Here is a 21,273-nt window from a genome sequence, read left to right as displayed (position 1 = left end):
CCTGAGGAGTCGACCGCCTCCAGGAGGTACGACATGAGCATCACCGACACCCACCGGTCCGCCGAGCTGATCGCCGCCGAGGAGGCGCACGCCGCGCACAACTACCACCCGCTGCCGGTCGTCGCCGCGACGGGCGAGGGCGCGTGGATCACCGACGTCGAGGGGCGCCGCTACCTCGACTGCCTGGCCGCCTACTCCGCCGTCAACTTCGGGCACTCGCACCCGGTGCTCCTGGAGGCGGCGCGCGCGCAGCTCTCGCGGGTCACCCTCACCAGCCGCGCGTTCCACAACGACCGGCTCGGCCCGTTCGTCACGGCGCTCGCCGCGCTGGCGGGCAAGGACATGGTCCTGCCGATGAACACCGGAGCCGAGGCGGTCGAGTCGGGCATCAAGGTCGCCCGCGCCTGGGGCTACCGCGTGAAGGGCGTGACCCCCGGTCGCGCGAACATCATCGTCGCGGCGGGCAACTTCCACGGCCGCACGACCACGATCATCTCGTTCAGCGACGACGCGGAGGCGCGCGACGGCTTCGAGCCGTTCACGCCCGGCTTCCGCACCGTGCCGTTCGGCGACGCGGCGGCCCTCGAGGCCGCCATCGACGACGACACCGTCGCCGTGCTGATCGAGCCGATCCAGGGCGAGGCGGGCATCGTCGTGCCGCCGGCCGACTACCTGCCCGCGGTGCGCGAGATCACCTCCCGCCGCAACGTGCTCTTCATCGCCGACGAGATCCAGTCGGGCCTCGGCCGCACCGGCGCGACCTTCGCCTGCGACCTCGTCGGCGTCGTCCCCGACGTCTACCTGCTCGGCAAAGCGCTCGGCGGCGGCATCGTGCCCGTCTCGGCCGTCGTCGCGAACGCCGACGTGCTCGGCGTGCTGCAGCCGGGGCAGCACGGCTCGACCTTCGGAGGCAACCCGCTCGCCGCCGCCGTCGGCCTCGCGGTCGTCGAGCTGCTCGCCACGGGCGAGTACCAGGCGATGGCCCGGGCGCGCGGTGAGCAGCTGCACGCGCGACTGACGTCACTCCTCGGCCACGGAGTCGTCGCCGTCCGCGGCGCGGGACTCTGGGCCGGCATCGACATCGACCCGGCGCTCGCCTCGGGCCGCGCGGTCTGCGAGGCGCTGATGGCGCGCGGAGTGCTGGCGAAGGACACCCACGGTTCGACGATCCGCCTGGCGCCGCCGATCGTGGTCACCGCCGACGAGATCGACTTCGCCGTCGACGAGCTCGAGGCGGTCCTGGCCTCGCTGCGCTGAGCCGCGGCGCCGCTTCACGTCAGGCGCCGGCGCAACATCAGCTGACAGGAGTGTCCCTCGGCCGACGAGCGAGGCACCCCCCTCTCAGCTGATGTCGTGCGTGTCCTCGACGGACTCGATCAGCAGGCGCTCGGAGTCGGTCAGGCCAGAGTCGCGAGGATGGTCGGAGTGGAGCCGGACCAGCTGCCGACGAGGGTCTCGCCCTCGGCCGGTGCGTCGTCGAGCACCCGGCGCAGCGTCAGCACGAACTCGTCGGCCTCGACGACCGTCGAGTGCTCGTCGCTTCGGGTGCTGACCGTCGAGGGCACGGCGACCGCCTCCGAGGCGGAGCCGCTGCCGCGGACCGTCGTGGTCGGATCGACCCGCTCCCTCACTCCGTCGGTCTCGAACTCGATGTCGGCCTGCACCCCGCCCGTGCGGATCGCGGTGGCGAAGGCGGCGACCGCGACCGGGTCGCCCGCCGCGTCGTACACCCAGCGGTCGCCGAGCACCGAGTGGATCGTCGTGCCGATCAGCCACGGCTCGCCGCCCTCGAGCGGTGCGCCCCGGTAGGTCACCGGCACCTGCAGAACGGGCCCGCCGGGAGCCTGCACGATGAGCGCCTCGATGCCCACCTCGCCCGCGGGGTCGTCGAACCGGTACGCGCCGAGCTGCGCGAAGCCTCCGGCCGGGCTCCACGGCTGAGCCGGGGCCCACGCCTCGACGAGCTCGAGCTTGGTCGGCGTGATCGTCGCGTGATGCAGGAGGGCCATGCCCCGATGCTAGGCGCCGTCCGACCTGCGTCACGCCTGCTCCGCCGTCGACGTCCCGCGACACGGCCCGCCCGCGCGAGTGGACGCGGGACGGGCTCCGTATCCCGCTCCCACCCCCGTCAGCGTCGACTCGCGAGCACCTGCACGGACGACTGGACGGGAGACGGGCCCTGCCCCGGCCGCAGACCCCGTTCTGCGTCCACTCGGGGACGGCTGGTGATCGCGACGGTGGTCCCGCACGGCCCGGCGCCGGTCAGTGCCCGGCGCCGAGATTCCCGGCGAGGCGGTCGTGCATCCGGGTGGAGGCCGCGTTCATCCCCTCGATCACCGCGTGCTTGCCGTGGCGCTCGTACTTGGTGGTGATCGCGTCGAGGGCCGCGACGGTCGAGGCGTCCCAGACGTGCGAGCCCGACAGGTCGATGACGACGCGGGCCGGGTCCTCCGCGTACTCGAACTGCGTCGTCAGGTCGTTGCTGGAGGCGAAGAACAGCTCGCCCGTCACGCGGTAGTGCGCGGTCCCCTCCGACACCATGCGCTCGACCGTGGCGAAGTGCGCGACGCGGCGGGCGAAGACGACCATCGCGGCGATGACGCCGATGATCACTCCGATCGCCAGGTTGTGGGTGACGACCACGACGACGACGGTCGCGACCATCACCAGGGTCTCGCCGAGCGGCATCCGGCGCAGGGTCGAGGGGCGGATGCTGTGCCAGTCGAAGGTGGCGACCGACACCATCACCATCACGGCGACCAGGGCGGCCATCGGGATGACGGCCACGATGTCGCCGAGCACGACCACGAGGATCAGCAGGAACACGCCCGCGAGGAACGTCGAGATGCGCGTGCGGGCGCCCGACGCCTTCACGTTGATCATCGTCTGGCCGATCATCGCGCAGCCGCCCATGCCGCCGAAGAGGCCCGACAGCACGTTCGCCGCACCCTGCCCGAGCGACTCGCGGGTCTTCTGCGAGCGGGTGTCGGTGATGTCGTCGACGAGCTTCGCCGTCATCAGCGACTCGAGGAGGCCGACCAGCGCCATCGCGATCGAGAACGGCGCGATGATCGTGAGGGTCTCCCAGGTCAGCGGCACGTCCGGCACGAACAGCTCGGGGAGGCTGCGCGGCAGCTCGCCCTGGTCGCCGACGGTCGGCACGGCGATCGCGGTCACGACGACGGCCACGGTGATGAGCACAATCGCGACCAGCGGAGCCGGCACCACCTTCGTCACGCGCGGCATCACCACCATGATCACGATGCCGACCGCGACGAGCGGATAGACGAGCCACGGCACGCCGATCAGGTTCGGGATCTGCGCGCTGAAGATCAGGATCGCGAGCGAGTTGACGAAGCCGACCATGACGCTCCGGGGGATGAAGCGCATCAGCTTCGCGACCCCGAGCAGACCGAGGACGATCTGGAAGACCCCGGCGAGGATCACGGTCGCGATGAAGTAGTCCATCCCGTAGTCGCGGGCGACAGGCGCGATCACGAGTGCGACCGCTCCGGTCGCCGCGGTGATCATGGCGGGGCGGCCGCCGAGGAAGGCGATGGTGACCGCCATCACGAAGGAGGAGAACAGGCCGACCCGCGGGTCGACTCCGGCGATGATCGAGAACGAGATCGCCTCGGGGATGAGGGCGAGGGCGACGACGAGGCCGGCCAGCACCTCGCGGCTGAGGATCCGCGGCGTGCGCAGCGCCGTCCTCACGGAGTGCTCGGGGCGGGACAGGGCGGTGGCGGTCATGGAGCTCCAGGAGTCGTGGCTCTCGTCGCGAGAGTCGGAAGGCGCGAGACGCGGCTCGGCGCAGGGAAGAATGTGGGGGCGGGCGAACGCCCTGCGCCAACCCTACCCTCACGTGAGGGTTGCTCTCGGGAGGTCGGATGCCGGTCACGATGCACATCGGCGAGCTCGCCGAGAAGACCGGGATGTCGCTGCGCACCCTGCGCCACTACGACGAGGTCGGCCTCGTGACCGCGTCGGGCCGCACCGAGGGCGGCTTCCGCCTCTACACGCAGGACGACCACGACCGCCTCATCCTCATCCGCCGGATGAAGCCGCTCGGCTTCTCGCTCGACGAGATGGCGGCCCTGCTGCGCGTCATCGACCGCATCGAGGCGCACGGAGGCGACCCCGAGGACCGCGCCGAGCTCGGCCGCTTCGTCGAGCAGGCCCGCGAGCGCCGCGCCACCCTGCAGGCGCAGCTGGCGATGGCCGACGAGTTCGTGGAGCTGCTCTCGACCCGCTGAGCGCACCCCCCGGAGGCGCGCGACATACCCGGGATCGGCGTCCCGTCGTCAGGGCGCAGCGATCGCTGGCAGACTAGGAGCAGCAGCCGCGGACGACAGATCGTTCCGCGCACCCCTGATCGCCCTCGCGACCACCCGCACCGCCCCTTCCGCGCCAGTCCGCCGGAGGAGCACGCCGGATGCGAGACACCCCTACCGAGAACTCCGCAGCCCTGCGCCATCGCGCCGCCAACCGGACTCCTCCCTCACCGGAAAGCACTCATGAGAAACACCCGCACCGCCAAGCCCGCTCGTCACCACCTCGAGCTCCCCACGCCCAAGCCCCTCGAGAAGGGCGGGATGCGCATCACCCCGCTCGGCGGGCTCGGCGAGATCGGTCGCAACATGACCGTCTTCGAGCACAAGGGCAAGCTGCTCATCGTGGACTGCGGCGTCCTCTTCCCCGAGGAGAACCAGCCCGGCATCGACGTGATCCTGCCCGACTTCGCCGCGATCCGCTCGCGTCTGAAGGACATCGAGGCGATCGTGCTCACCCACGGTCACGAGGACCACATCGGCGGTGTGCCCTACCTCCTCAAGGAGCGCGGCGACATCCCGATCATCGCCTCGACCTTCACGCTCGCGCTGATCAGCGCGAAGCTCCAGGAGCACCGCATCACCCCGCGCACCCGCCCGGTCAAGGAGGGCGACCGCGTCGACGCGGGCGTCTTCGACCTCGAGTTCCTCGCGGTGAACCACTCGATCCCCGACGGCCTCGCCGTCGCGATCCGCACCGAGGCCGGCCTCGTGCTGCACACGGGCGACTTCAAGATGGACCAGTTCCCGCTCGACGGGCGCACCACCGACCTCCCCGGCTTCGCGCGCCTCGGCGACGAGGGCGTCGACCTGTTCCTCGTCGACTCGACCAACGCCGACGTGCCCGGCTTCGCGATCTCGGAGGGCGACCTCGCCCCCGCGATCGACCAGGTGTTCCGCACCGCTCCGCGTCGCATCGTCGTCTCGAGCTTCGCCAGCCACGTGCACCGCATCCAGCAGGTGCTCGACGCCGCGCAGCGCCACGGCCGCAAGGTGGCCTTCGTCGGCCGCTCGATGGTCCGCAACATGGGCATCGCCGCCGAGCTCGGCTACCTCAAGATCCCCGCGGGTCTCGTGGTCGACATGAAGGTGCTCGAGAAGCTGCCGGCGACCGAGATCGTGATGATCTGCACCGGTTCGCAGGGCGAGCCGATGGCCGCGCTCTCGCGCATGGCCAACAAGGACCACATCATCGACATCGGCCCGGGCGACACCGTCCTGCTGGCCAGCTCGCTGATCCCCGGCAACGAGAACGCGATCTACCGGATCATCAACGCGTTCACCCGCTGGGGCGCGACCGTCGTGCACAAGGGCAACGCCAAGGTGCACGTCTCGGGTCACGCCAGCGCGGGCGAGCTCGCCTACTGCTACAACATCCTCCGGCCGACCGCCGTGCTGCCCGTGCACGGCGAGTGGCGCCACCTCACCGCCAACGCGGCGATCGCGACCCGCACCGGGATCGACGAGAAGAACGTCTTCGTCATCGAGGACGGCGTCTCGATCGACCTCGTCAAGGGCCGCTCGCGCATCAGCGGACGCATCCCGGCCGACCAGATCCTGGTCGACGGCACCACGATGGGCGTCGCCACCGAGGACGCGATGATCGACCGCCGCGTGCTCGCGGAGGAGGGCGCCATCACGGTCCTCGCGATCGTCGACCTCGACCGCGGAACGCTCGGCGAGCCGGTGGAGTTCTTCACCCGCGGCTTCGTCGAGGAGCCGGGCTGGAAGGCCAACGCGAGCAAGGCGATCGACGACGCGGTGCTGCAGGCCGCCGGCAAGCCGACCGACCGCGAGGCGATCGAGGCGCTGATCACCCGCACCCTCGGCCGCTGGCTGACCCGCCGCCACCGCCGCAACCCGGTCATCACCACGATCGTCGTCGAGGAGTGATCCGCTCGGGCGGGGGCAGTGCGCCTCCGCCCGGCGTGCACGAGTGAGGCTGAGAGGCCGCGTCCCCCCGTTTCCCGGGCGGGTCCGGCCTCTCAGCCTCACTTGTGCGCGGGCCTCTCCCTCTGTGCGCGCTCAGGTGCGCTCGGTAAACTCGCAGGGATGTCTCTCCTCCCGCTCCGGCGCGCTCTCGCGCGTGCCGCTGCGGCGTACCCGAACCGCCTGCTCCTCACGAAGCGCGCCTCGGGGACCAACGGCTGGCTCAGCTCGTGGGGCACGAACGCCCACGGCGAGATCGCCGGCTGCCCGCCGCCACGCGTCTGATCCGCGTCCGCCCCTCCTCCGAGCCCGCGGCCGCGTCTCCCGACTCCCTCCCTTCCGGAAGAGACCCATGACGCATCCGCACACCCCCCTGCCCGCCGACCAGGCCCCGCACGCCATCTGGCGCGGGCTCCGCCAGACCCTCCAGAAGGACACGGTCGGCGGCGCCTTCCTCCTCACCGCGACGCTGCTCGCGCTGATCATCGCCAACAGCCCGGCCTCGGGGCTCTACGACGCGATCCGCGACTTCTCCTTCGGGCCCGAGGCGCTGCACCTGAACCTGAGCGTCGGCGCCTGGGCGGCGGACGGGCTGCTGGCGATCTTCTTCTTCGTCGTGGGCCTCGAGCTCAAGGAGGAGTTCGTCGCCGGCAAGCTCCGCGACCCGCGCACCGCGATCGTCCCGATCGTCGCCGCGGCCGGCGGAGTCGCCGTCCCCGCGCTGATCTTCGTCCTCGTGAACCTGCCCCGCGGAGGCGCCGCCCTCGACGGCTGGGCCATCCCGGCGGCGACCGACATCGCCTTCGCGGTCGCGGTCATCGCCGTGGTCGGCAAGTTCCTGCCGCCGGCGCTGCGCACGTTCCTCCTGACGCTCGCCGTGGTCGACGACCTGCTGGCGATCACGATCATCGCCGTCTTCTACACCGCGGGGATCGACGCGCTCCTGCTCGCCCTCGCCCTCGTGCCGCTCGCGGTCTTCGCCGTCTGCGTGCAGCGCGGCGTGCGCGCGTGGTGGGTGCTCATCCCGCTGGCCGTGGCGACGTGGGCGCTGGTGCACGCCTCCGGGGTGCACGCGACCGTCGCCGGCGTGCTGCTCGGCTTCACGGTGCCCGTCGTCGCGACGAAGCGCGCCCGCGTGCAGACCGGCGCGGACGCCGAGGGCCGCCCCCTCTACGACGGCCTCGCCGCGCACTTCGCGGACCGCTGGAGCGTGCTCTCGACGACGTTCGCCGTCCCCGTCTTCGCGTTCTTCTCGGCGGGCGTCACCGTCGGCGGCTTCTCGGGGCTCGTCGAGTCGTTCCAGGACTCGATCGCGCTCGGCATCATCGCGGGTCTCGTGCTCGGCAAGGCGATCGGCATCTCGGGCAGCACGTTCCTGCTCACCCGGTTCCGCGGGATCGTCATCGACCCGACCCTGCGCTGGATCGACGTCATCGGGATGTCGTTCGTCGCGGGCATCGGCTTCACGGTCTCGCTGCTGGTCGGCGAGCTCTCGTACGGCGTGGGCAGCGAGTCCGACGACCACGTGAAGGTCGGGGTCCTCGCCGGCTCTCTCCTCGCGGCGATCATCGGAGGCGCGATCCTCGCGGTCCGCAACCGCCGGTACCGCCGCGCGGGGGCCGTCGCGAGCTGAGGGTCGGGGCGATCGGCCTCACAACCGAGGCTGGGATCCCGCGATCGCCGAATTCTCGGCGGAATCGGCCTTCCAGCCTTGTCTGTGCGGCGCGGATGCACGGTTGTCCCCGCGCGGGGGGTGCGGGATGGTGGACGAAGCCGGCGGGGGAGTCGGCGGTCACGGGAGGCACACCATGCGCACGCTCACCGCGGGGCTCTTCATGTCGGTCGACGGCGTCGTCGAGTCGCCCAACCTGTTCCAGTTCGACAGCTTCGACGCCGAGCTGGGCGCGATGATGGGCCGGATGATCGGCGCGGTCGACACCGCCGTGCTCGGGCGCACCGGCTACGAGGAGTGGTCGGAGTACTGGCCGAGTGCGCCGGCGGACGACCCCTTCGCCTCCTTCATCAACCCGATCGAGAAGTACGTCGCCTCCACGACCCTCTCGGGCCCGCTCGGCTGGAACGCCACCCTCATCGAGGGCGACGCCGCCGAGTTCCTGACCGGGCTGAAGCAGACCGACGGAGGCGACATCTCGCTCTTCTCGAGCATCTCGCTCGTGCGCACCCTCCTCTTCGCGGGCGTGCTCGACGAGCTGACCCTGATGATCCACCCGGTCGTCGCCGGCGCCGGTCGGCGCCTGTTCGAGGCGGGAGACCCCCCGACGCGGCTGGAGCTGCGCGACTCCGTCATCACGAGCGCCGGCAACGCGGTGCTCACCTACGCGGTCCGCGAGGCCTGAACGCTCCTCCCCAGGAACTGCCCGTTAGGGATCCGTAAGGATGCGCGGGATCCGCGCTCGGAGGTCGTGGCGAGCGAGTAGAACTGTCCGGTGACCTCCTCCGCAGTCCGTGGCGACGCCGACGCCCTCGAACCCTCCCCGCTCCGCACGGCGCCTTCCGGCGGCCTGCGGGCGTGGCTGCTCGAGGGCCTCCGCGAGAACGCGGGCACCCACCCGGGGCCGCACTCCTCCGCCGAGAAGACGCACTCGTGGTGGCGGGTGATGTGCCTGACCGGCGTCGACTACTTCTCGACGCTCGGCTACCAGCCCGCGATCGCGGCGCTCGCCGCGGGCCTGCTCTCGCCGCTGGCGACGATCGTGCTGGTGCTGCTGACGCTCTTCGGCGCGCTGCCCGTCTACCGGCGCGTGGCGAAGGAGAGCTTCCGCGGCGAGGGCTCCATCGCCATGCTCGAGCGGCTGCTGCCGTGGTGGGGCGGCAAGCTGTTCGTCCTGGTGCTGCTGGGCTTCGCGGCGACCGACTTCATGATCACCATCACGCTCAGCGCGGCCGACGCCACCGCGCACGCCGTCGAGAACCCGTTCGCCCCGGAGTGGTTCCACGGCGCCGAGGTGCCGCTCACCCTGGGTCTGATCACCCTGCTCGCGGTCGTGTTCCTCCGCGGCTTCAAGGAGGCGATCTCGATCGCGGTCGTGCTCGTGGCGGCGTTCCTCGTGCTCAACGCCGTGGTGATCGTCGTCGCGCTCGCTCACGTCGCCGAGAACCCGGTCGTGGTCAGCGACTGGTGGTCGGCGCTGAACACGCAGCACGGCAATCCGCTGATCATGGTGGGGATCGCGCTGATCGTGTTCCCGAAGCTGGCGCTCGGGCTCTCGGGGTTCGAGACCGGCGTGGCCGTGATGCCGCAGATCCGCGGCGAGGCGGGCGACACCGAGGAGAACCCGGCCGGTCGGATCCGCGGCGCCAAGCGGCTGCTCGTCACCGCCGCGGTCACGATGTCTGCGTTCCTGATCACGTCGAGCTTCGTCACGACGCTGCTGATCCCGCAGGCCGAGTTCCGGTCGGGAGGGGAGGCGAACGGCCGCGCCCTCGCCTACCTCGCGCACGAGTACCTGGGCGAGGCCTTCGGCACCGTCTACGACATCAGCACGATCTGCATCCTGTGGTTCGCGGGCGCCTCCGCGATGGCGGGGCTGCTCAACATCGTGCCGCGCTACCTCCCGCGCTACGGGATGGCTCCGCAGTGGGCCGCCGCCGTGCGCCCGCTGGTGCTGGTGTTCACGGTGATCGCCTTCGTCATCACGATCCTGTTCCAGGCCGACGTCGACGCGCAGGGCGGGGCGTACGCCACGGGCGTGCTCGTGCTGATCACCTCCGCCTCCGTCGCCGTGTTCCTCTCGGCGAGGCGCAAGAGGCAGCGCAAGCGCGCGATCGGCTTCGCGGTGATCGCGCTGGTCTTCGTCTACACGACGGTCGTCAACGTGGTCGAGCGGCCCGACGGCGTGCGGATCGCCGGGGTGTTCATCCTGGGGATCCTGACGGTGTCGCTGGTGTCGCGGGTGCACCGCTCGTTCCAGCTGCGCGCGACCTCGGTGACCTTCGACGCGGCCGCGCTCGACTTCGTCACCACCGACGCCGACGAGTACGGCGTCATCCGGGTCCTCGCGAACGAGCCCGACGACGGATCCGAGGCCGAGTACCGGCAGAAGCTGGCGGAGGAGCACCATCACAGCAACCTGCCGCGGCGCTCGCCGGTGCTCTTCCTCGAGGTCCAGGCGACCGACTCGTCCGACTTCGAGGAGGACCTGCTCGTGCGCGGCGAGATCCGGCACGGGTTCCGCGTGCTCACCGTCACCTCCGGGAACATCCCGAACACGATCGCGACCGTGCTGCTCGAGATCCGGGAGCTGACCGGGGTGATCCCCGAGGTCTACTTCGAGTGGACCGAGGGCGACCCGCTGACCAACATGTTCCGCTTCCTGGTCACCGGCACCGGCGAGGTGGCGCCCGTCACCCGCGAGGTGCTGCGGCGGGCGGAGGCGCGCCGCTCCCGCCGCCCCGGCGTGCACGTCGGGTAGGGCCGCCCTCTCAGACCCGGGCGAGCCGGCCGATGTCGTCGAGGAACGCCTCCGCGACCTCGTGCGAGACCGTCGCCCGGGTCGCCGCGATCGCCGCGCGGTAGTCAGAGGTCCGCGGTCCGCGGCGCGCCTCGATCGCGTCGCCGCCGCTGTCGACGGCGTCCTCGAGCGCCGCCTGCGACGCCCTGCGGGCGGCGTACTCGATGTCGGCGGGCGAGAAGCCCGTCGTGTCGGCGACCAGCGCGGCGACGTCGATCGTGTCGAGGACGTGGCCCGGGATGTAGCGCGACCAGATCGAGAAGCGGGCGTCGTCGTCCGGCAGCCCGATCGGGATCACGTAGTCGAAGCGGCCGTGGCGGAGGAAGGCCGAGTCGAGCGAGCGGATGAAGTTCGTGGCGCACACCAGCAGCCGGTTCGGCTGATCGCGGAACGCGGGGATGATCTTGAGCAGCTCGTTCGTGACGCCCTGCAGCGCCGACGGCGGCTCGCCTCCGCGCTGCACCGCGATCTCCTCGACCTCGTCGATGAAGACCACCGCGTGCTCGAGCTCGGTGATCCTGTCGAAGGTCTCGCGCAGGGCGCCGGCGAGCCCTGCCGAGTCGGAGGCGAGGCGCGAGGGGAAGACCTCGACGAACGACCACTCGAGCCGGGAGGCGATGGCGCGCGCGAAGGTCGTCTTGCCCGTCCCGGGCGGGCCGAAGAGGACCACGGCGCTCGGCGGGACGACGCCGAACTGCTCGGCGAGGTCGGCGCGGGCGAGCGGCATGACCAGGCGGCGCTCGAGCAGCTCCTTCTCGCGCTGCATGCCGCCGATCGACTCCCAGAGACCCCGGGGCAGGACGCGGCCGCCGAGCTCGGACAGTACGCCCAGCTCGGCCCGCTGCACCGGGATCTGCCGTTCGAAGTAGCGCAGGTTCTTCTTGGCCTCGAAGCCCTGCTCGGCGAACGCGTCGTCGGGCAGCCCCGAGTCGGGCAGCAGCACCGAGAGCTTCGACAGGCCGAGCGGAGCCATCCGCTTCTCGAGCGCCGCGAGCAGCGCGCCGCCGATGCCGGTGCGCCGGTGCTCCCGCTCGGTCGCGAGGAACACGATCCAGCCCTGGGCGTGCGCGGCGCGGCCCACCGCCGCGCCGATGACGACGTCGTCGAGGACGGCGACCACCGCGTGGTCCTGCCGGCAGGAGGCGAGCACCTCGGAGAGCCCGTAGACGGGCTCGGCCTGCGTGCGCAGCTCCTCCCAGAGCGGCAGGATGCCGTCGATGTCCTCGGGGTGGAAGTCGCGGATGCGGAAGTGCGCCATGCGCCTGCCTTCGTCTCGTGGTCGGGCCGGCCGAACGCGGAACCGGCCGACCACCTCGAGCGAGGGGCCGGCCGATGCTGCGCGGTGTCAGACCGCGGGGTTCGCCCCCGCGCGGTCGGGTGCCGTCGACGGGCTCGCGGCGGCCTCGTGCGCCACCTCGGCCGCGAGGTCGGAGTCGGGACCCATCGACCGCTCGAGCTCGTGGGCGAGGGAGGCGAGCTCCGCCCCTCCGGCCATGAGGCTGGTGAGCTCGCCGAGGCTGATCTCGCTCTTCTCGAAGTTGCCGAGGCTGGTGCCGCGGTTCAGGAGCAGGAAGCGATCGCCGACCGGGTAGGCGTGGTGCGGGTTGTGAGTGATGAAGACGACCCCGAGGCCCTGGTCGCGCGAGCGGGCGATGTACTTGAGCACCACTCCGCTCTGCTTGACGCCGAGGGCGGCGGTCGGCTCGTCGAGGATGAGCACGCGGGCGCCGAAGTACACCGCCCGGGCGATCGCGACGCACTGGCGCTCGCCGCCCGAGAGCGTGCCGATCGGCTGGTCGACGTCGCGCAGGTCGATGCCCATGTTCGCGAGCTCGGACTGGGTGATCGCGCGCATCGCCTTGACGTCGAGTCGCCGCAGCGGTCCGATGCCCTTCGTGATCTCGGAGCCGAGGAAGAAGTTGCGCCAGACCGGCATCAGCGGCACGACGGCGAGGTCCTGGTAGACCGTCGCGATGCCCGCCTGCAGCGCAGCGCGGGGGGACGAGAACGTGACCGGCTCGCCGTCGAGGAGCAGCTGCCCCTCTGACGGAGTGTGGGCGCCGGCGAGCATCTTGATGAACGTCGACTTGCCCGCGCCGTTGTCGCCGAGCACGCAGGTGACCTGACCCGCGTTCACCGTGGTGGACACTCCGGCGAGCGCGTTGACGGCTCCGTAGCTCTTGCCGATGTCGCGGACCTCGACGATCGTCGCGCCGACCGGGGTGCGGGGCGCTGCCGGTCGCCCGGTCGACGGTCCGCTGGTCGTGTACTCGGCGCTCATCGCCCGCCTCCTGCTCGTGTCCGGACGAAGTTGTTCAGCAGCACGGCCGCGAGCAGCATGCCGCCGAGGACGGTGCGCAGCCAGTTGGTGTCCCACTGGGCGAAGGTGATGCCCTGGAAGACCATGCCGTAGATGAGGGCGCCGAGTGCGGCGCCGATCGCGGAGCCGTAGCCGCCGGTCATCAGGCAGCCGCCGACGACCGCGCAGATGATGTAGATGAACTCCTGGCCGACGCCGGTGTTCGCCTGCACGGTCGAGGTGCGGAAGAGCGAGATCATCCCGACGAGCCACGCCGCGCCGGCGGTGCCCATGAAGAGGCCGATCTTGGTCTTGAGCACGGGCACGCCGATCTGGCGCGAGGAGGTGAGCGCACCGCCGACGGCGAAGATCCAGTTGCCGGCGCGGGTGCGCAGCAGGATCCAGGTGGCGACCGCCGTGACGGCGAACCACCAGAGCACCGAGACGTAGAACGTGCCGGTGCCGAGGGTGAGGGAGGAGCCGAAGACCGGCTGGATGCTGTCGTAGGCCGGGACGTTCGTCATGCCCTGGATCGCGACCTGGCCGGTGATGATCTTGGTCACGGCGAGGTCGATCCCGGCGAGGGCGAAGAAGGTGCCGAGGGTGACGATGAAGCTCGGCAGTCCGGTCTTCATCACGAGGATGCCGTTGAGGGCGCCCACTCCGAGGCAGGTGACCAGCGAGATCAGGACGGCGATCCAGATGCTGAGCCCGTAGTGGGTGGTCAGGATGCCGACGATGAGGGCCGAGAAGCCGGTCATGACTCCGGCCGAGAGGTCGAACTCGCCGCCGATCATCAGCATCGCGACGGCGACCGCCATGATGCCGAAGGTCGAGGCGGACTCGAGCCAGACGCCCGCTCCGGCGAGGCTCAGGAACTGAGGGGTGTAGAGGGAGAAGAACACCAGCACGGCGAGGGCTGCGACGAGCGCGCCGGTCTCGGGCCGGGCCAGGATCTTGCGGAGAGGACGTCTCTCGAGGCGTGGCCTCGTGGCGATCGTCACGATGTCTGTGGTCGTCAACGGTGACTCCTGTTCGAAGGGGGAGAGCGGAGGCCGGCGCGGGGCGACGCCGGCCTCCGTGGTGCTGCTAGCGGGTGCCGTTCGCGGCGAACTCGGCGACCGCCGCGGCGTTCTCCTTCGTCACGAAGGCGGGACCGGAGTAGACGGGCTGGCCGCCCCCGATGACGTTGCCGTTGGTGCTGTAGAGCGAGAGCGCGGTGACGCCGAGGAAGCCCTGGACGTAGGGCTGCTGGTCGACCGCGAAGGCGATCGAGCCGTCCTCGACCGCCGTGACCACGTCCTCCGAGAGGTCGAAGGTGCCGACCTGCGCCGAGCTGCCCGACTCCGAGACGGCGCCGACGGCGTCGATAGCGTACTGGCCGCCGAGCGTCAGGACGCCGTCGATCGAGGGGTCGGACTGCAGCTTCGACTTGATCGTCGCCTTGACCTCGGCGTCGTTCGTTCCGTCGACCTGCAGGTTCGACATCGTGCCGCCGAAGGTCGAGGCGGCCGCCTTGCAGCGCTCCTCGAGACCGACGTTGCCCGCCTCCTGGATGACGCAGAGGGCGTTCGTCGCCCCCGCCTCGGCGAGCTTCGTGCCGACGGCCTCGCCGGCGACGGTCTCGCTCTGGCCGATGTGGGTGAGAGCGCCGAACTCGGCCGAGCGCTCGATGCCCGAGTTGATGGTGACCACCGGGATGCCGGCGGCGACCGCCTTCTCGACGCTGTCCTTCACTCCGTCGGGGTTGGCCATCGAGACGACGATGCCGTCGACTCCCTGGGCCACCGCGTTGTCGATCAGCTGCGACTGCTTGGCCGGGTCGGGATCGGCGTTGTAGGTGATCGTCGCTCCGTAGTCGGCGCCGGCGGCCTCGGCCCCCGACTTCACGCGGTCCCAGAAGGCGTCGCCGGGGCCGGAGTGCGTGACGACGGCGTAGGTGTAGTCGCCGCCGCCTCCGGCACTGGCGGCGGGCTCCTGACCGGTCCCCGTGCATCCGCTCAGCAGCAGTGCGGCCGCGGCCGTGACGCCGAGTCCGGTGAGGAATCGCTTCTTCATTGAAAGTCCCTTCGATGCGGATGCCGTCGTCGATGACGGTCCGGGAAAACGTCGCTGTCGCGTCGAGTATGAAGTCGGGCGTTGCAAATGTCAATACATATTGTCATGGAGGTAGAGTGGTGCCGTTCAGCGTCGACGAGAAGGAATGAGAGCGCCATGGTTCACCGACTGGGAGTCGGACTGGTATCGGTCGGATGGATGGGTCGCCTCCATACTCGTGCGTATCGCGCGGTCCCGGAGCACTATCCGGACCTCGGGGTCGCCGTCGACCTCGTCTCGGCCGCCGACACCGACCCCGCGACCCGCACGAGCGCCCGGGAGGTCCTCGGCTACCGGCGCGCCACGGCCGACTACCGCGAGGTGCTCGCCGACCCCGAGGTCGACGTCGTCTCGATCTGCGCGCCCAACTTCCTGCACCGCGAGGTCGCCCTCGCGGCGGCCGAGGCGGGCAAGCCGTTCTGGATCGAGAAGCCGATGGGGCGCTCCGCACTCGAGTCCTCGGACATCGCGCGCGCGGCCGGGACCGCCGGGATCGTGACGTCGGTCGGCTTCAACTACCGCCACGCGCCGGCGGTGGCGAAGGCCCGCGCTCTGGTGGGCGCGGGCGCGCTCGGTACCGTGACGAACGTCAGCGTGCGCCTGCTGGCCGACTACTCGGCCGATCCGCTCGGCGCGCTCACCTGGCGCTTCCTGCGCGACCGCGCGGGGTCCGGCGTCCTCGGCGACCTCCTGTCGCACGGCGCCGACCTGGCGCAGTACGTGGTCGGGAGGATCGACTCGGTCTCCGCGGTCACCGAGACCTTCGTCCGCGAGCGTCCGCTGCCCGGCTCCGCGGCGGCCGGTCACTTCAGCAAGGGCGACGACGACGCGGCGAAGGGCGCCGTCGAGAACGAGGACTACGCGGCGCTCCTCGGCCGGTTCGAGTCGGGCGCCGTCGCGGTGCTCGAGGCGAGCCGGGTGGCCGTCGGGCCCCGCGCCGAGTACGCGCTCGAGGTGTACGGCACGAAGGGGTCGCTGCGCTGGGACTTCCAGCGGCTGAACGAGCTGCAGCTCGCCGACGACCCCAGCGGCTACCGGACCGTGATGGCCGAGCCGGGCTTCGGCGACTTCGGGCGGTTCCAGCCCGGCGCCGGGACGAGCATGGGGTTCGACGACCTCAAGACGATCGAGGCCTCGCTGTTCCTCGGCTCGGTCCTCGCGGGGCGGCAGCTCGCCCCCTCGGCGTCGGACGCGTGGTCGGCGGCCGAGATCGTCGAGGCGGCCGTCCGCAGCGACGCGGCGCGCGCGTGGGAGACGGTGCACGGCGTGACGGGGCCCACCACCTACGACAGCTGACGAGGATGCTGGTCGAGTAGCCCCCGCGTGAGCAGGCCGGTCCTCGGGCTCGGCCTTCTGACGGACGTGGATCTCGATACGCCCGCTGCGCGGGCTACTCGATCAGCGAGGAGAGGGGCGTGCGCAGGAGGGCACTTCTCTCAGAAGCGGAGAGGCCGCTTCGTGTCTCGGGGATGGGGGAGAAGTCGGCGTGCGCCGTCCCTCCCTCATGCTGGTCGAGTAGCCCCGGAGGAGCGTATCGAGACCCACCAGCGTCAGCAGATCGGGTTGAAGCCTTCGTGCTGAAGGACGTGGATCTCGATACGCCCGCTGCGCGGGCTACTCGATCAGCGAGGGGGGGGTGGGCGTCAGCCGCGGAAGGCCGCCTCGAAGGCGTCGAGGGCCGACTCCGAGTCGGTCGAGGGCCAGGCCTCGAGACCCACGACGCCGTCGTAGCCGAGCGTGCGCAGCTCGCGAGCGATCGCCTCGTAGCGGATCTCGCCGGTGCCCGGCTCGCAGCGGCCCGGCACGTCGGCCACCTGGATCTCGCCGATCCACGGCTGGGCGCGGCGCACCAGCTCGATCAGGTTCCCCTCGCCGATCTGCGCGTGGTAGAGGTCGAGGTTGAGTCGGAGCCCCGCCCGATCGACGGCGCTGACCAGCGCGAGCGTGTCCTCCGCGCGGGCGAACGGCGTGCCCGGGTGGTCGACCGCGGTGTTGAGGTTCTCGAGGGTGAAGACCCTGCCGCGGGACTCGCCGAGCTCGGCGAGACGGGTGAGCGTCTCCTGCGCCCGGTCGCGCTCCTGGGGAGACACGTCGCTGCCAGGCCGGACCGGCAGCCCGCCCGGCGCGAGGCCGGTGCCGTGCAGATTGAGGCGGGGGCTGTCGATGATCTCGGCCGCGTCGAGCGAGAGCTCGGCGGTGCGGAGGAGCTCGGCGATCCCGTCCGGGGTCGTGAGGTCGCCGAACAGGTAGCCCGTCATCGACGAGAACGTCGCGCCGGTCGCCGCGAGGTCGGGCAGGTCCTTCGTCGACCAGTCCCAGATCTCGACCTCGAAGCCGCGCTCGTGCAGGCGGCGCACGCGGTCGGCGAAGTCCAGCTCGGCGAAGAGCATCTCTGCGGACGCGGCCAGGCGGAGGCTCATCGCTTCGTCTCCCCGCTCGCCGCGGTCACAGTGCGACGCCGACCGCGACGCGCTCGACGGCCGAGCGGGCGGCGGCGTCGGCGAGGATCAGCGCGGCGCGACCATCGGCGAAGGTGGGGCTGGTCGACTCCTCGCCCCGCGCGAGCTTGATGAACTCGCTGAGCTCGGCCCGGTAGGCGACGGAGTAGCGCTCGAGGAAGAAGTCCTGGTACGGCGGCTTCGCCTGGACGCTCGACGCGTTCGAGACGCTCACCAGGCTCGTCAGCGCGTTCGCGACCTCGATCGAGCCGTCGGCGCCGAACGCCTCGATGCGCTGGTCGTAGCCGACCGAGCTGTGGCGCGAGTTCGTGATCGAGACGAGGGCGCCGGAGGAGGCGCGGAGGGTGACGACCGCGGTGTCGAAGTCGCCGTGCTCGCGCGCGCCGGGGTCGAAGGTCGTGGTGCCCGTCGCCGAGACCTCGACGATGTCGGGCAGGAAGAAGCGGGCCATGTCGAAGTCGTGGATCGTCATGTCGCGGAAGATGCCTCCGGACACCGCCACGTAGGCGGCGGGCGGGGCGGCGGGGTCGCGGCTGATGATCGAGAGCTGCTCGAGCGCTCCGATCTCGCCGGCCGCGACCCGGGCGCGCGCCTCGGCGAACGCGGGGTCGAAGCGGCGGTTGAAGCCGAGCGCGATCGGCACCCCCGACGACTGCACCCGGGGCAGGAGCGCGTCGACGCGGGCGATGTCGAGGTCGATCGGCTTCTCGCACAGGGCGGGGACGCCGGCGTCGATCGCCGCCTCGAGGAGGTCGACGTGCGTCGCGGTGGGCGAGGCGATGAGCACCGCGTCGATCTCACCGGAGGCGAACATCTCGGCCGCGTCGGTCGTCACCGTCCCGCCGTAGAGGGCCGAGACGGCGTTCGCACCGTCGATGAAGGGGTCGCACACCCAGGCGAGGGCGGCCTCGGGGTCGGCCGCGATGTTGGCGGCGTGCACCTGGCCGATGCGGCCGGTGCCGATGAGTCCGAAGCGGAGCGGCTTGTGAGTCACGTCGTTGTCCTAGCTGCCCAGGGGGCGGTCGAGAGGGTGGGGAGAGTGAGGGGGGCGGGGCGGGCTCACACCCAGGAGCGGAGCGCCTCGCGGTTGATCCTCTGGTCTTCGCCGCGCTCGGCGCGGAAGTCGTCGATGACGGCGTCGGGCGCGTTGAGCACATCCTGCTCCACCACCACCCAGCCGTCGTAGCCGCTCGAGTCGATCGCGGTCATCACCGCGTCGAGGTCGATGTCGCCCCGGCCGAAGGCGACGAAGGACGACGAGGACCAGACCTCGCGCATGCCGCCGCCGGCGGAGAGCACGCGGTGGAGCTCGGCGACGTCGACGTCCTTGAGGTGCAGGTGGTTGATGTGCGGACCCCACCGGTCGATCGCGGCGACGGGATCGCCTCCGCCGATCAGCAGGTGACCGGTGTCGAGGGTCAGGCCGACGTCGACGGCCCCGACGAACCGGTCGATCTCGCCGGGCGACTCGATGTAGGTGCCCGCGTGGTGGTGGAAGGTCGGCTCGAAGCCGGCGGCCCGGACGATCGTCGCGGCGCGGTCGACATTGGCGACGAGACGCGACCAGCGCTCCTCGTCGAGGGGATCGGCGGCCTCGCCGCGACCGGGGGAGGAGCGCCGGGCGGTCGAGCCGTCGTCGGCGAGGGTGGGCAGGGGGAGCCGCGACGGTCCGCTCTCGGACGCCTCGGAGAAGAGCCGCAGGGTCTCGTGCAGCTGCGGGAGCGCGGCGGCGAAGGCCTCGTCGTCGGTGAAGGGCAGCTGGATCCAGCCGCCTGCGAGCTCGAGTCCGGACCGCTCGAGCCGCCCGCGCAGCTCGGCGCCCCGGCCGAGGTAGCCGACCGGGCCGAGGTCGACGCCGGTGTAGCCGGCCTGGGCCAGGATGTCGACGAGATCGTCGGGCGAGACGACCTCCGACCCCTCGGGAGTCAGCTCGAAGACGCCGAAGCTGACGGGAGCGCCGGCGAGGGAGGCCTTCACCGGGGGTCTCCGGCGGTGGGGGCGGAGGCGCGGACGAGTGTCTGGATCATACGGCGGTGTACAACTCCCTGGTAGCGGTCTGGCTAATGTTCTTACAATAGCACATTGACCATAAGTGAGGTATGCTCGACCGGGAAGGCAGCGTCGACGTCGTCGCACCCCGGCTCCGGAGAGTCACGACGACGTCGACCACGGCACGGCCAGGGGGCCTCACCACCGGACGAAGGAGTCTCCGTGACTGCACCAGCCCACCCCTCCCGCTCGCTACCGCCCCTCACCGCGGGTCCGCACAGCCGCCGCCTCGGCGTCGTCGCCCTCATCGCGACCCTCGGCGGCCTGCTCTTCGGCTACGACACCGGCGTCATCAACGGGGCGCTCGCCCCGATGGCCGAGGAGCTCGGACTCACGACCCTCACCGAGGGCGTCGTCACCAGCTCCCTCCTGGTCGGCGCCGCGATCGGCGCCCTGCTCGGCGGCCGCCTCTCCGACTCCTGGGGCCGGCGACGGACGATCATCCTCCTCGCGATCCTGTTCATCGCGGGCGCGCTCACCTGCGTCTTCGCGCCGAACCTCGAGGTGATGGTGGTGGGCCGCTCCGTCCTCGGTCTCGCGGTCGGCGGCGCCTCCGTCGTCGTGCCGGTCTTCCTGTCGGAGCTGGCGCCCTACGAGATCCGCGGCTCCATCGCCGGCCGGAACGAGCTCATGATCGTCGTCGGACAGCTGTCGGCCTTCGTCGTCAACGCGATCATCGGCACCGTCTGGGCCGACCACGGCAGCGTCTGGCGCTACATGCTGGCGGTCAGCGCGCTCCCCGCCGCCGCTCTGCTGATCGGCATGGCGGGCGTCCCGGAGTCGCCGCGCTGGCTGATCTCGAAGGGCCGGATGGACGACGCGCTCGCGGTGCTGACCACCGTCCGCAGCCGCGAGCGGGCCCAGGCCGAGCTCGACGAGATCGAGAGCACCGCGCGTGCGGAGTCGGCCCGTCCGCAGGGCGGTTGGCGATCTCTGAAGGACAAGTGGATCCTCCGGATCGTGCTGGTCGGCATCGGCATCAGCGTGGGCCAGCAGCTCACCGGGATCAACTCGATCATGTACTACGGCCAGTCGGTGCTGACCGAGGCCGGGTTCGACGAGGGGTCGGCCCTCATCGCGAACATCGCGCCCGGTGTCATCTCGGTCATCGGAGGCGTCATCGGCCTCTCGCTGATGCAGCGGATCAACCGGCGCACGACCCTCCTGCTCGGCTTCTCGCTGACCACGGCCATGCACTTCCTGATCGGCGTCGCGTCGATCGCGCTGCCGGTCGGCAACGCCGCGCGTCCCTTCGTGATCCTGCTGCTCGTCGTCCTCTTCGTCGGCTCGATGCAGACCTTCCTCAACATCGCCATCTGGGTGATGCTCGCCGAGATCTTCCCGCTCTTCATCCGCGGCTTCGCCATCGGCCTCGCGGTGTTCTTCGGCTGGATCGCGAACGCGGTGCTCGGCCTGTGGTTCCCGACGGTGGTCGAGGCGATCGGCATCTCGGGCACGTTCTTCGTCTTCGCGGGCATCGGCGTGGTCGCGCTGGTCTTCATCGCGACGCAGGTTCCCGAGACCCGCGGCCGGACCCTCGAGGCGATCGAGGAGGACGTCACGACCGGCGCGATCTACACGGTCCGCACCGGGAAGTGAGGTCGGCGGGACGCCCCCTGCCCGTGCTCGGGTTCAGG

The 21,273-nt window shown here is 71.1% G+C and carries 18 protein-coding genes; 9 read left to right on the top strand and 9 right to left on the bottom strand.

Annotated elements, in window-relative coordinates; genetic code table 11:
* Positions 1-33 precede the first annotated feature (33 nt).
* A complete protein-coding gene (gene rocD / locus GRS92_RS14750; RefSeq protein WP_159857738.1) occupies positions 34-1,257 on the top strand; it encodes an ornithine--oxo-acid transaminase in 1,224 nt (407 codons plus the stop codon).
* A 140-nt stretch (positions 1,258-1,397) separates the two neighbouring features.
* On the opposite strand, the gene GRS92_RS14745 is transcribed toward rocD, so the two are convergent.
* Both GRS92_RS14745 and GRS92_RS14740 read right to left on the bottom strand, forming a co-directional pair.
* The gene (locus GRS92_RS14745; protein WP_159857736.1) at positions 1,398-2,009 is read right to left on the bottom strand and encodes a CG0192-related protein; all 612 of its coding nucleotides are present in this window, start codon (positions 2,007-2,009) and stop codon (positions 1,398-1,400) included.
* Between the two features lie 253 nt (positions 2,010-2,262).
* Positions 2,263-3,753, bottom strand: coding sequence for a SulP family inorganic anion transporter (locus tag GRS92_RS14740; RefSeq protein ID WP_159857734.1), 1,491 nt, complete (start codon positions 3,751-3,753; stop codon positions 2,263-2,265).
* Positions 3,754-3,890: 137 nt separating this feature from the next.
* Here GRS92_RS14740 and GRS92_RS14735 point away from each other — a divergent pair, with 137 nt between their 5' ends.
* The 6 genes from GRS92_RS14735 to GRS92_RS14715 all read left to right on the top strand — a co-directional run bounded on the left by GRS92_RS14735 (position 3,891) and on the right by GRS92_RS14715 (position 10,693).
* On the top strand, positions 3,891-4,256 hold the full coding sequence (locus GRS92_RS14735) for a MerR family transcriptional regulator (RefSeq protein ID WP_159857732.1): 366 nt from the start codon (positions 3,891-3,893) through the stop codon (positions 4,254-4,256).
* 339 nt (positions 4,257-4,595) lie between these two features.
* Positions 4,596-6,224 carry a ribonuclease J gene (locus GRS92_RS14730; protein ID WP_204162130.1) on the top strand — a complete coding sequence of 543 codons (1,629 nt, stop codon included), beginning with the start codon at positions 4,596-4,598 and terminating at the stop codon, positions 6,222-6,224.
* Positions 6,225-6,383: 159 nt separating this feature from the next.
* The gene (locus tag GRS92_RS18895; protein WP_204162180.1) at positions 6,384-6,545 is read left to right on the top strand and encodes a hypothetical protein; all 162 of its coding nucleotides are present in this window, start codon (positions 6,384-6,386) and stop codon (positions 6,543-6,545) included.
* 67 nt (positions 6,546-6,612) lie between these two features.
* Complete coding sequence (nhaA, locus tag GRS92_RS14725) at positions 6,613-7,893, top strand: Na+/H+ antiporter NhaA (protein WP_159857728.1); 1,281 nt, start codon at positions 6,613-6,615, stop codon at positions 7,891-7,893.
* A 175-nt stretch (positions 7,894-8,068) separates the two neighbouring features.
* Positions 8,069-8,617: a dihydrofolate reductase family protein gene (locus tag GRS92_RS14720; RefSeq protein WP_159857726.1), complete on the top strand. Its 549-nt coding sequence runs from the start codon at positions 8,069-8,071 to the stop codon at positions 8,615-8,617.
* A 90-nt stretch (positions 8,618-8,707) separates the two neighbouring features.
* Positions 8,708-10,693 (top strand): amino acid permease, encoded by a 1,986-nt coding sequence (locus tag GRS92_RS14715; protein WP_442966241.1) that lies wholly within the window; start codon positions 8,708-8,710, stop codon positions 10,691-10,693.
* 10 nt (positions 10,694-10,703) lie between these two features.
* Here the strand turns inward: GRS92_RS14715 and GRS92_RS14710 are convergent, their stop codons facing one another.
* The 4 genes from GRS92_RS14710 to GRS92_RS14695 form a co-directional block, all read right to left on the bottom strand.
* Positions 10,704-11,990 (bottom strand): ATP-binding protein, encoded by a 1,287-nt coding sequence (locus GRS92_RS14710; protein ID WP_159857724.1) that lies wholly within the window; start codon positions 11,988-11,990, stop codon positions 10,704-10,706.
* Between the two features lie 87 nt (positions 11,991-12,077).
* Positions 12,078-13,013: an ATP-binding cassette domain-containing protein gene (locus GRS92_RS14705; RefSeq protein ID WP_159857722.1), complete on the bottom strand. Its 936-nt coding sequence runs from the start codon at positions 13,011-13,013 to the stop codon at positions 12,078-12,080.
* The gene (locus GRS92_RS14700) at positions 13,010-14,053 is read right to left on the bottom strand and encodes an ABC transporter permease (protein ID WP_159857720.1); all 1,044 of its coding nucleotides are present in this window, start codon (positions 14,051-14,053) and stop codon (positions 13,010-13,012) included. Before GRS92_RS14700 ends, GRS92_RS14705 begins: the two co-directional genes overlap by 4 nt.
* A gap of 67 nt (positions 14,054-14,120) precedes the next feature.
* Positions 14,121-15,089 (bottom strand): sugar ABC transporter substrate-binding protein, encoded by a 969-nt coding sequence (locus GRS92_RS14695; RefSeq protein WP_159857718.1) that lies wholly within the window; start codon positions 15,087-15,089, stop codon positions 14,121-14,123.
* 156 nt (positions 15,090-15,245) lie between these two features.
* Here GRS92_RS14695 and GRS92_RS14690 point away from each other — a divergent pair, with 156 nt between their 5' ends.
* On the top strand, positions 15,246-16,424 hold the full coding sequence (locus GRS92_RS14690) for a Gfo/Idh/MocA family protein (protein WP_159857716.1): 1,179 nt from the start codon (positions 15,246-15,248) through the stop codon (positions 16,422-16,424).
* 347 nt (positions 16,425-16,771) lie between these two features.
* On the opposite strand, the gene GRS92_RS14685 is transcribed toward GRS92_RS14690, so the two are convergent.
* The 3 genes from GRS92_RS14685 to GRS92_RS14675 all read right to left on the bottom strand — a co-directional run bounded on the left by GRS92_RS14685 (position 16,772) and on the right by GRS92_RS14675 (position 19,564).
* Positions 16,772-17,548, bottom strand: coding sequence for a TIM barrel protein (locus tag GRS92_RS14685; protein WP_159857714.1), 777 nt, complete (start codon positions 17,546-17,548; stop codon positions 16,772-16,774).
* A gap of 25 nt (positions 17,549-17,573) precedes the next feature.
* The gene (gene iolG, locus GRS92_RS14680) at positions 17,574-18,581 is read right to left on the bottom strand and encodes an inositol 2-dehydrogenase (RefSeq protein WP_159857712.1); all 1,008 of its coding nucleotides are present in this window, start codon (positions 18,579-18,581) and stop codon (positions 17,574-17,576) included.
* A gap of 65 nt (positions 18,582-18,646) precedes the next feature.
* On the bottom strand, positions 18,647-19,564 hold the full coding sequence (locus GRS92_RS14675; protein ID WP_159857710.1) for a sugar phosphate isomerase/epimerase family protein: 918 nt from the start codon (positions 19,562-19,564) through the stop codon (positions 18,647-18,649).
* Between the two features lie 234 nt (positions 19,565-19,798).
* On the opposite strand from GRS92_RS14675, the gene GRS92_RS14670 reads away from it, so the two are divergent.
* Positions 19,799-21,235, top strand: a complete 1,437-nt coding sequence (locus GRS92_RS14670) for a sugar porter family MFS transporter (protein ID WP_159857708.1) — start codon at positions 19,799-19,801, stop codon at positions 21,233-21,235.
* The last annotated feature ends 38 nt before the right edge of the window (positions 21,236-21,273 follow it).

The organism is Rathayibacter sp. VKM Ac-2754, assembly GCF_009807095.1.
Lineage (GTDB): Bacteria > Actinomycetota > Actinomycetes > Actinomycetales > Microbacteriaceae > Rathayibacter.
The sequence above is the reverse complement of the archived record's forward strand: the minus strand, read 5'-3'. Positions and strand labels throughout refer to the sequence as shown.

What these genes read in the sequence shown, in the direction of transcription:
- GRS92_RS14705 (WP_159857722.1), bottom strand. Translation starts at nt 13,013, where the DNA reads ATGAGCGCCGAGTACACGACCAGCGGACCGTCGACCGGGCGACCGGCA.
- GRS92_RS14745 (WP_159857736.1), bottom strand. Translation starts at nt 2,009, where the DNA reads ATGGCCCTCCTGCATCACGCGACGATCACGCCGACCAAGCTCGAGCTC.
- GRS92_RS14690 (WP_159857716.1), top strand. Translation starts at nt 15,246, where the DNA reads ATGGTTCACCGACTGGGAGTCGGACTGGTATCGGTCGGATGGATGGGT.
- GRS92_RS14695 (WP_159857718.1), bottom strand. Translation starts at nt 15,089, where the DNA reads ATGAAGAAGCGATTCCTCACCGGACTCGGCGTCACGGCCGCGGCCGCA.
- GRS92_RS14720 (WP_159857726.1), top strand. Translation starts at nt 8,069, where the DNA reads ATGCGCACGCTCACCGCGGGGCTCTTCATGTCGGTCGACGGCGTCGTC.
- GRS92_RS18895 (WP_204162180.1), top strand. Translation starts at nt 6,384, where the DNA reads ATGTCTCTCCTCCCGCTCCGGCGCGCTCTCGCGCGTGCCGCTGCGGCG.
- GRS92_RS14735 (WP_159857732.1), top strand. Translation starts at nt 3,891, where the DNA reads ATGCCGGTCACGATGCACATCGGCGAGCTCGCCGAGAAGACCGGGATG.
- GRS92_RS14685 (WP_159857714.1), bottom strand. Translation starts at nt 17,548, where the DNA reads ATGAGCCTCCGCCTGGCCGCGTCCGCAGAGATGCTCTTCGCCGAGCTG.
- GRS92_RS14730 (WP_204162130.1), top strand. Translation starts at nt 4,596, where the DNA reads ATGCGCATCACCCCGCTCGGCGGGCTCGGCGAGATCGGTCGCAACATG.
- rocD (WP_159857738.1), top strand. Translation starts at nt 34, where the DNA reads ATGAGCATCACCGACACCCACCGGTCCGCCGAGCTGATCGCCGCCGAG.
- nhaA (WP_159857728.1), top strand. Translation starts at nt 6,613, where the DNA reads ATGACGCATCCGCACACCCCCCTGCCCGCCGACCAGGCCCCGCACGCC.
- GRS92_RS14710 (WP_159857724.1), bottom strand. Translation starts at nt 11,990, where the DNA reads ATGGCGCACTTCCGCATCCGCGACTTCCACCCCGAGGACATCGACGGC.
- GRS92_RS14740 (WP_159857734.1), bottom strand. Translation starts at nt 3,753, where the DNA reads ATGACCGCCACCGCCCTGTCCCGCCCCGAGCACTCCGTGAGGACGGCG.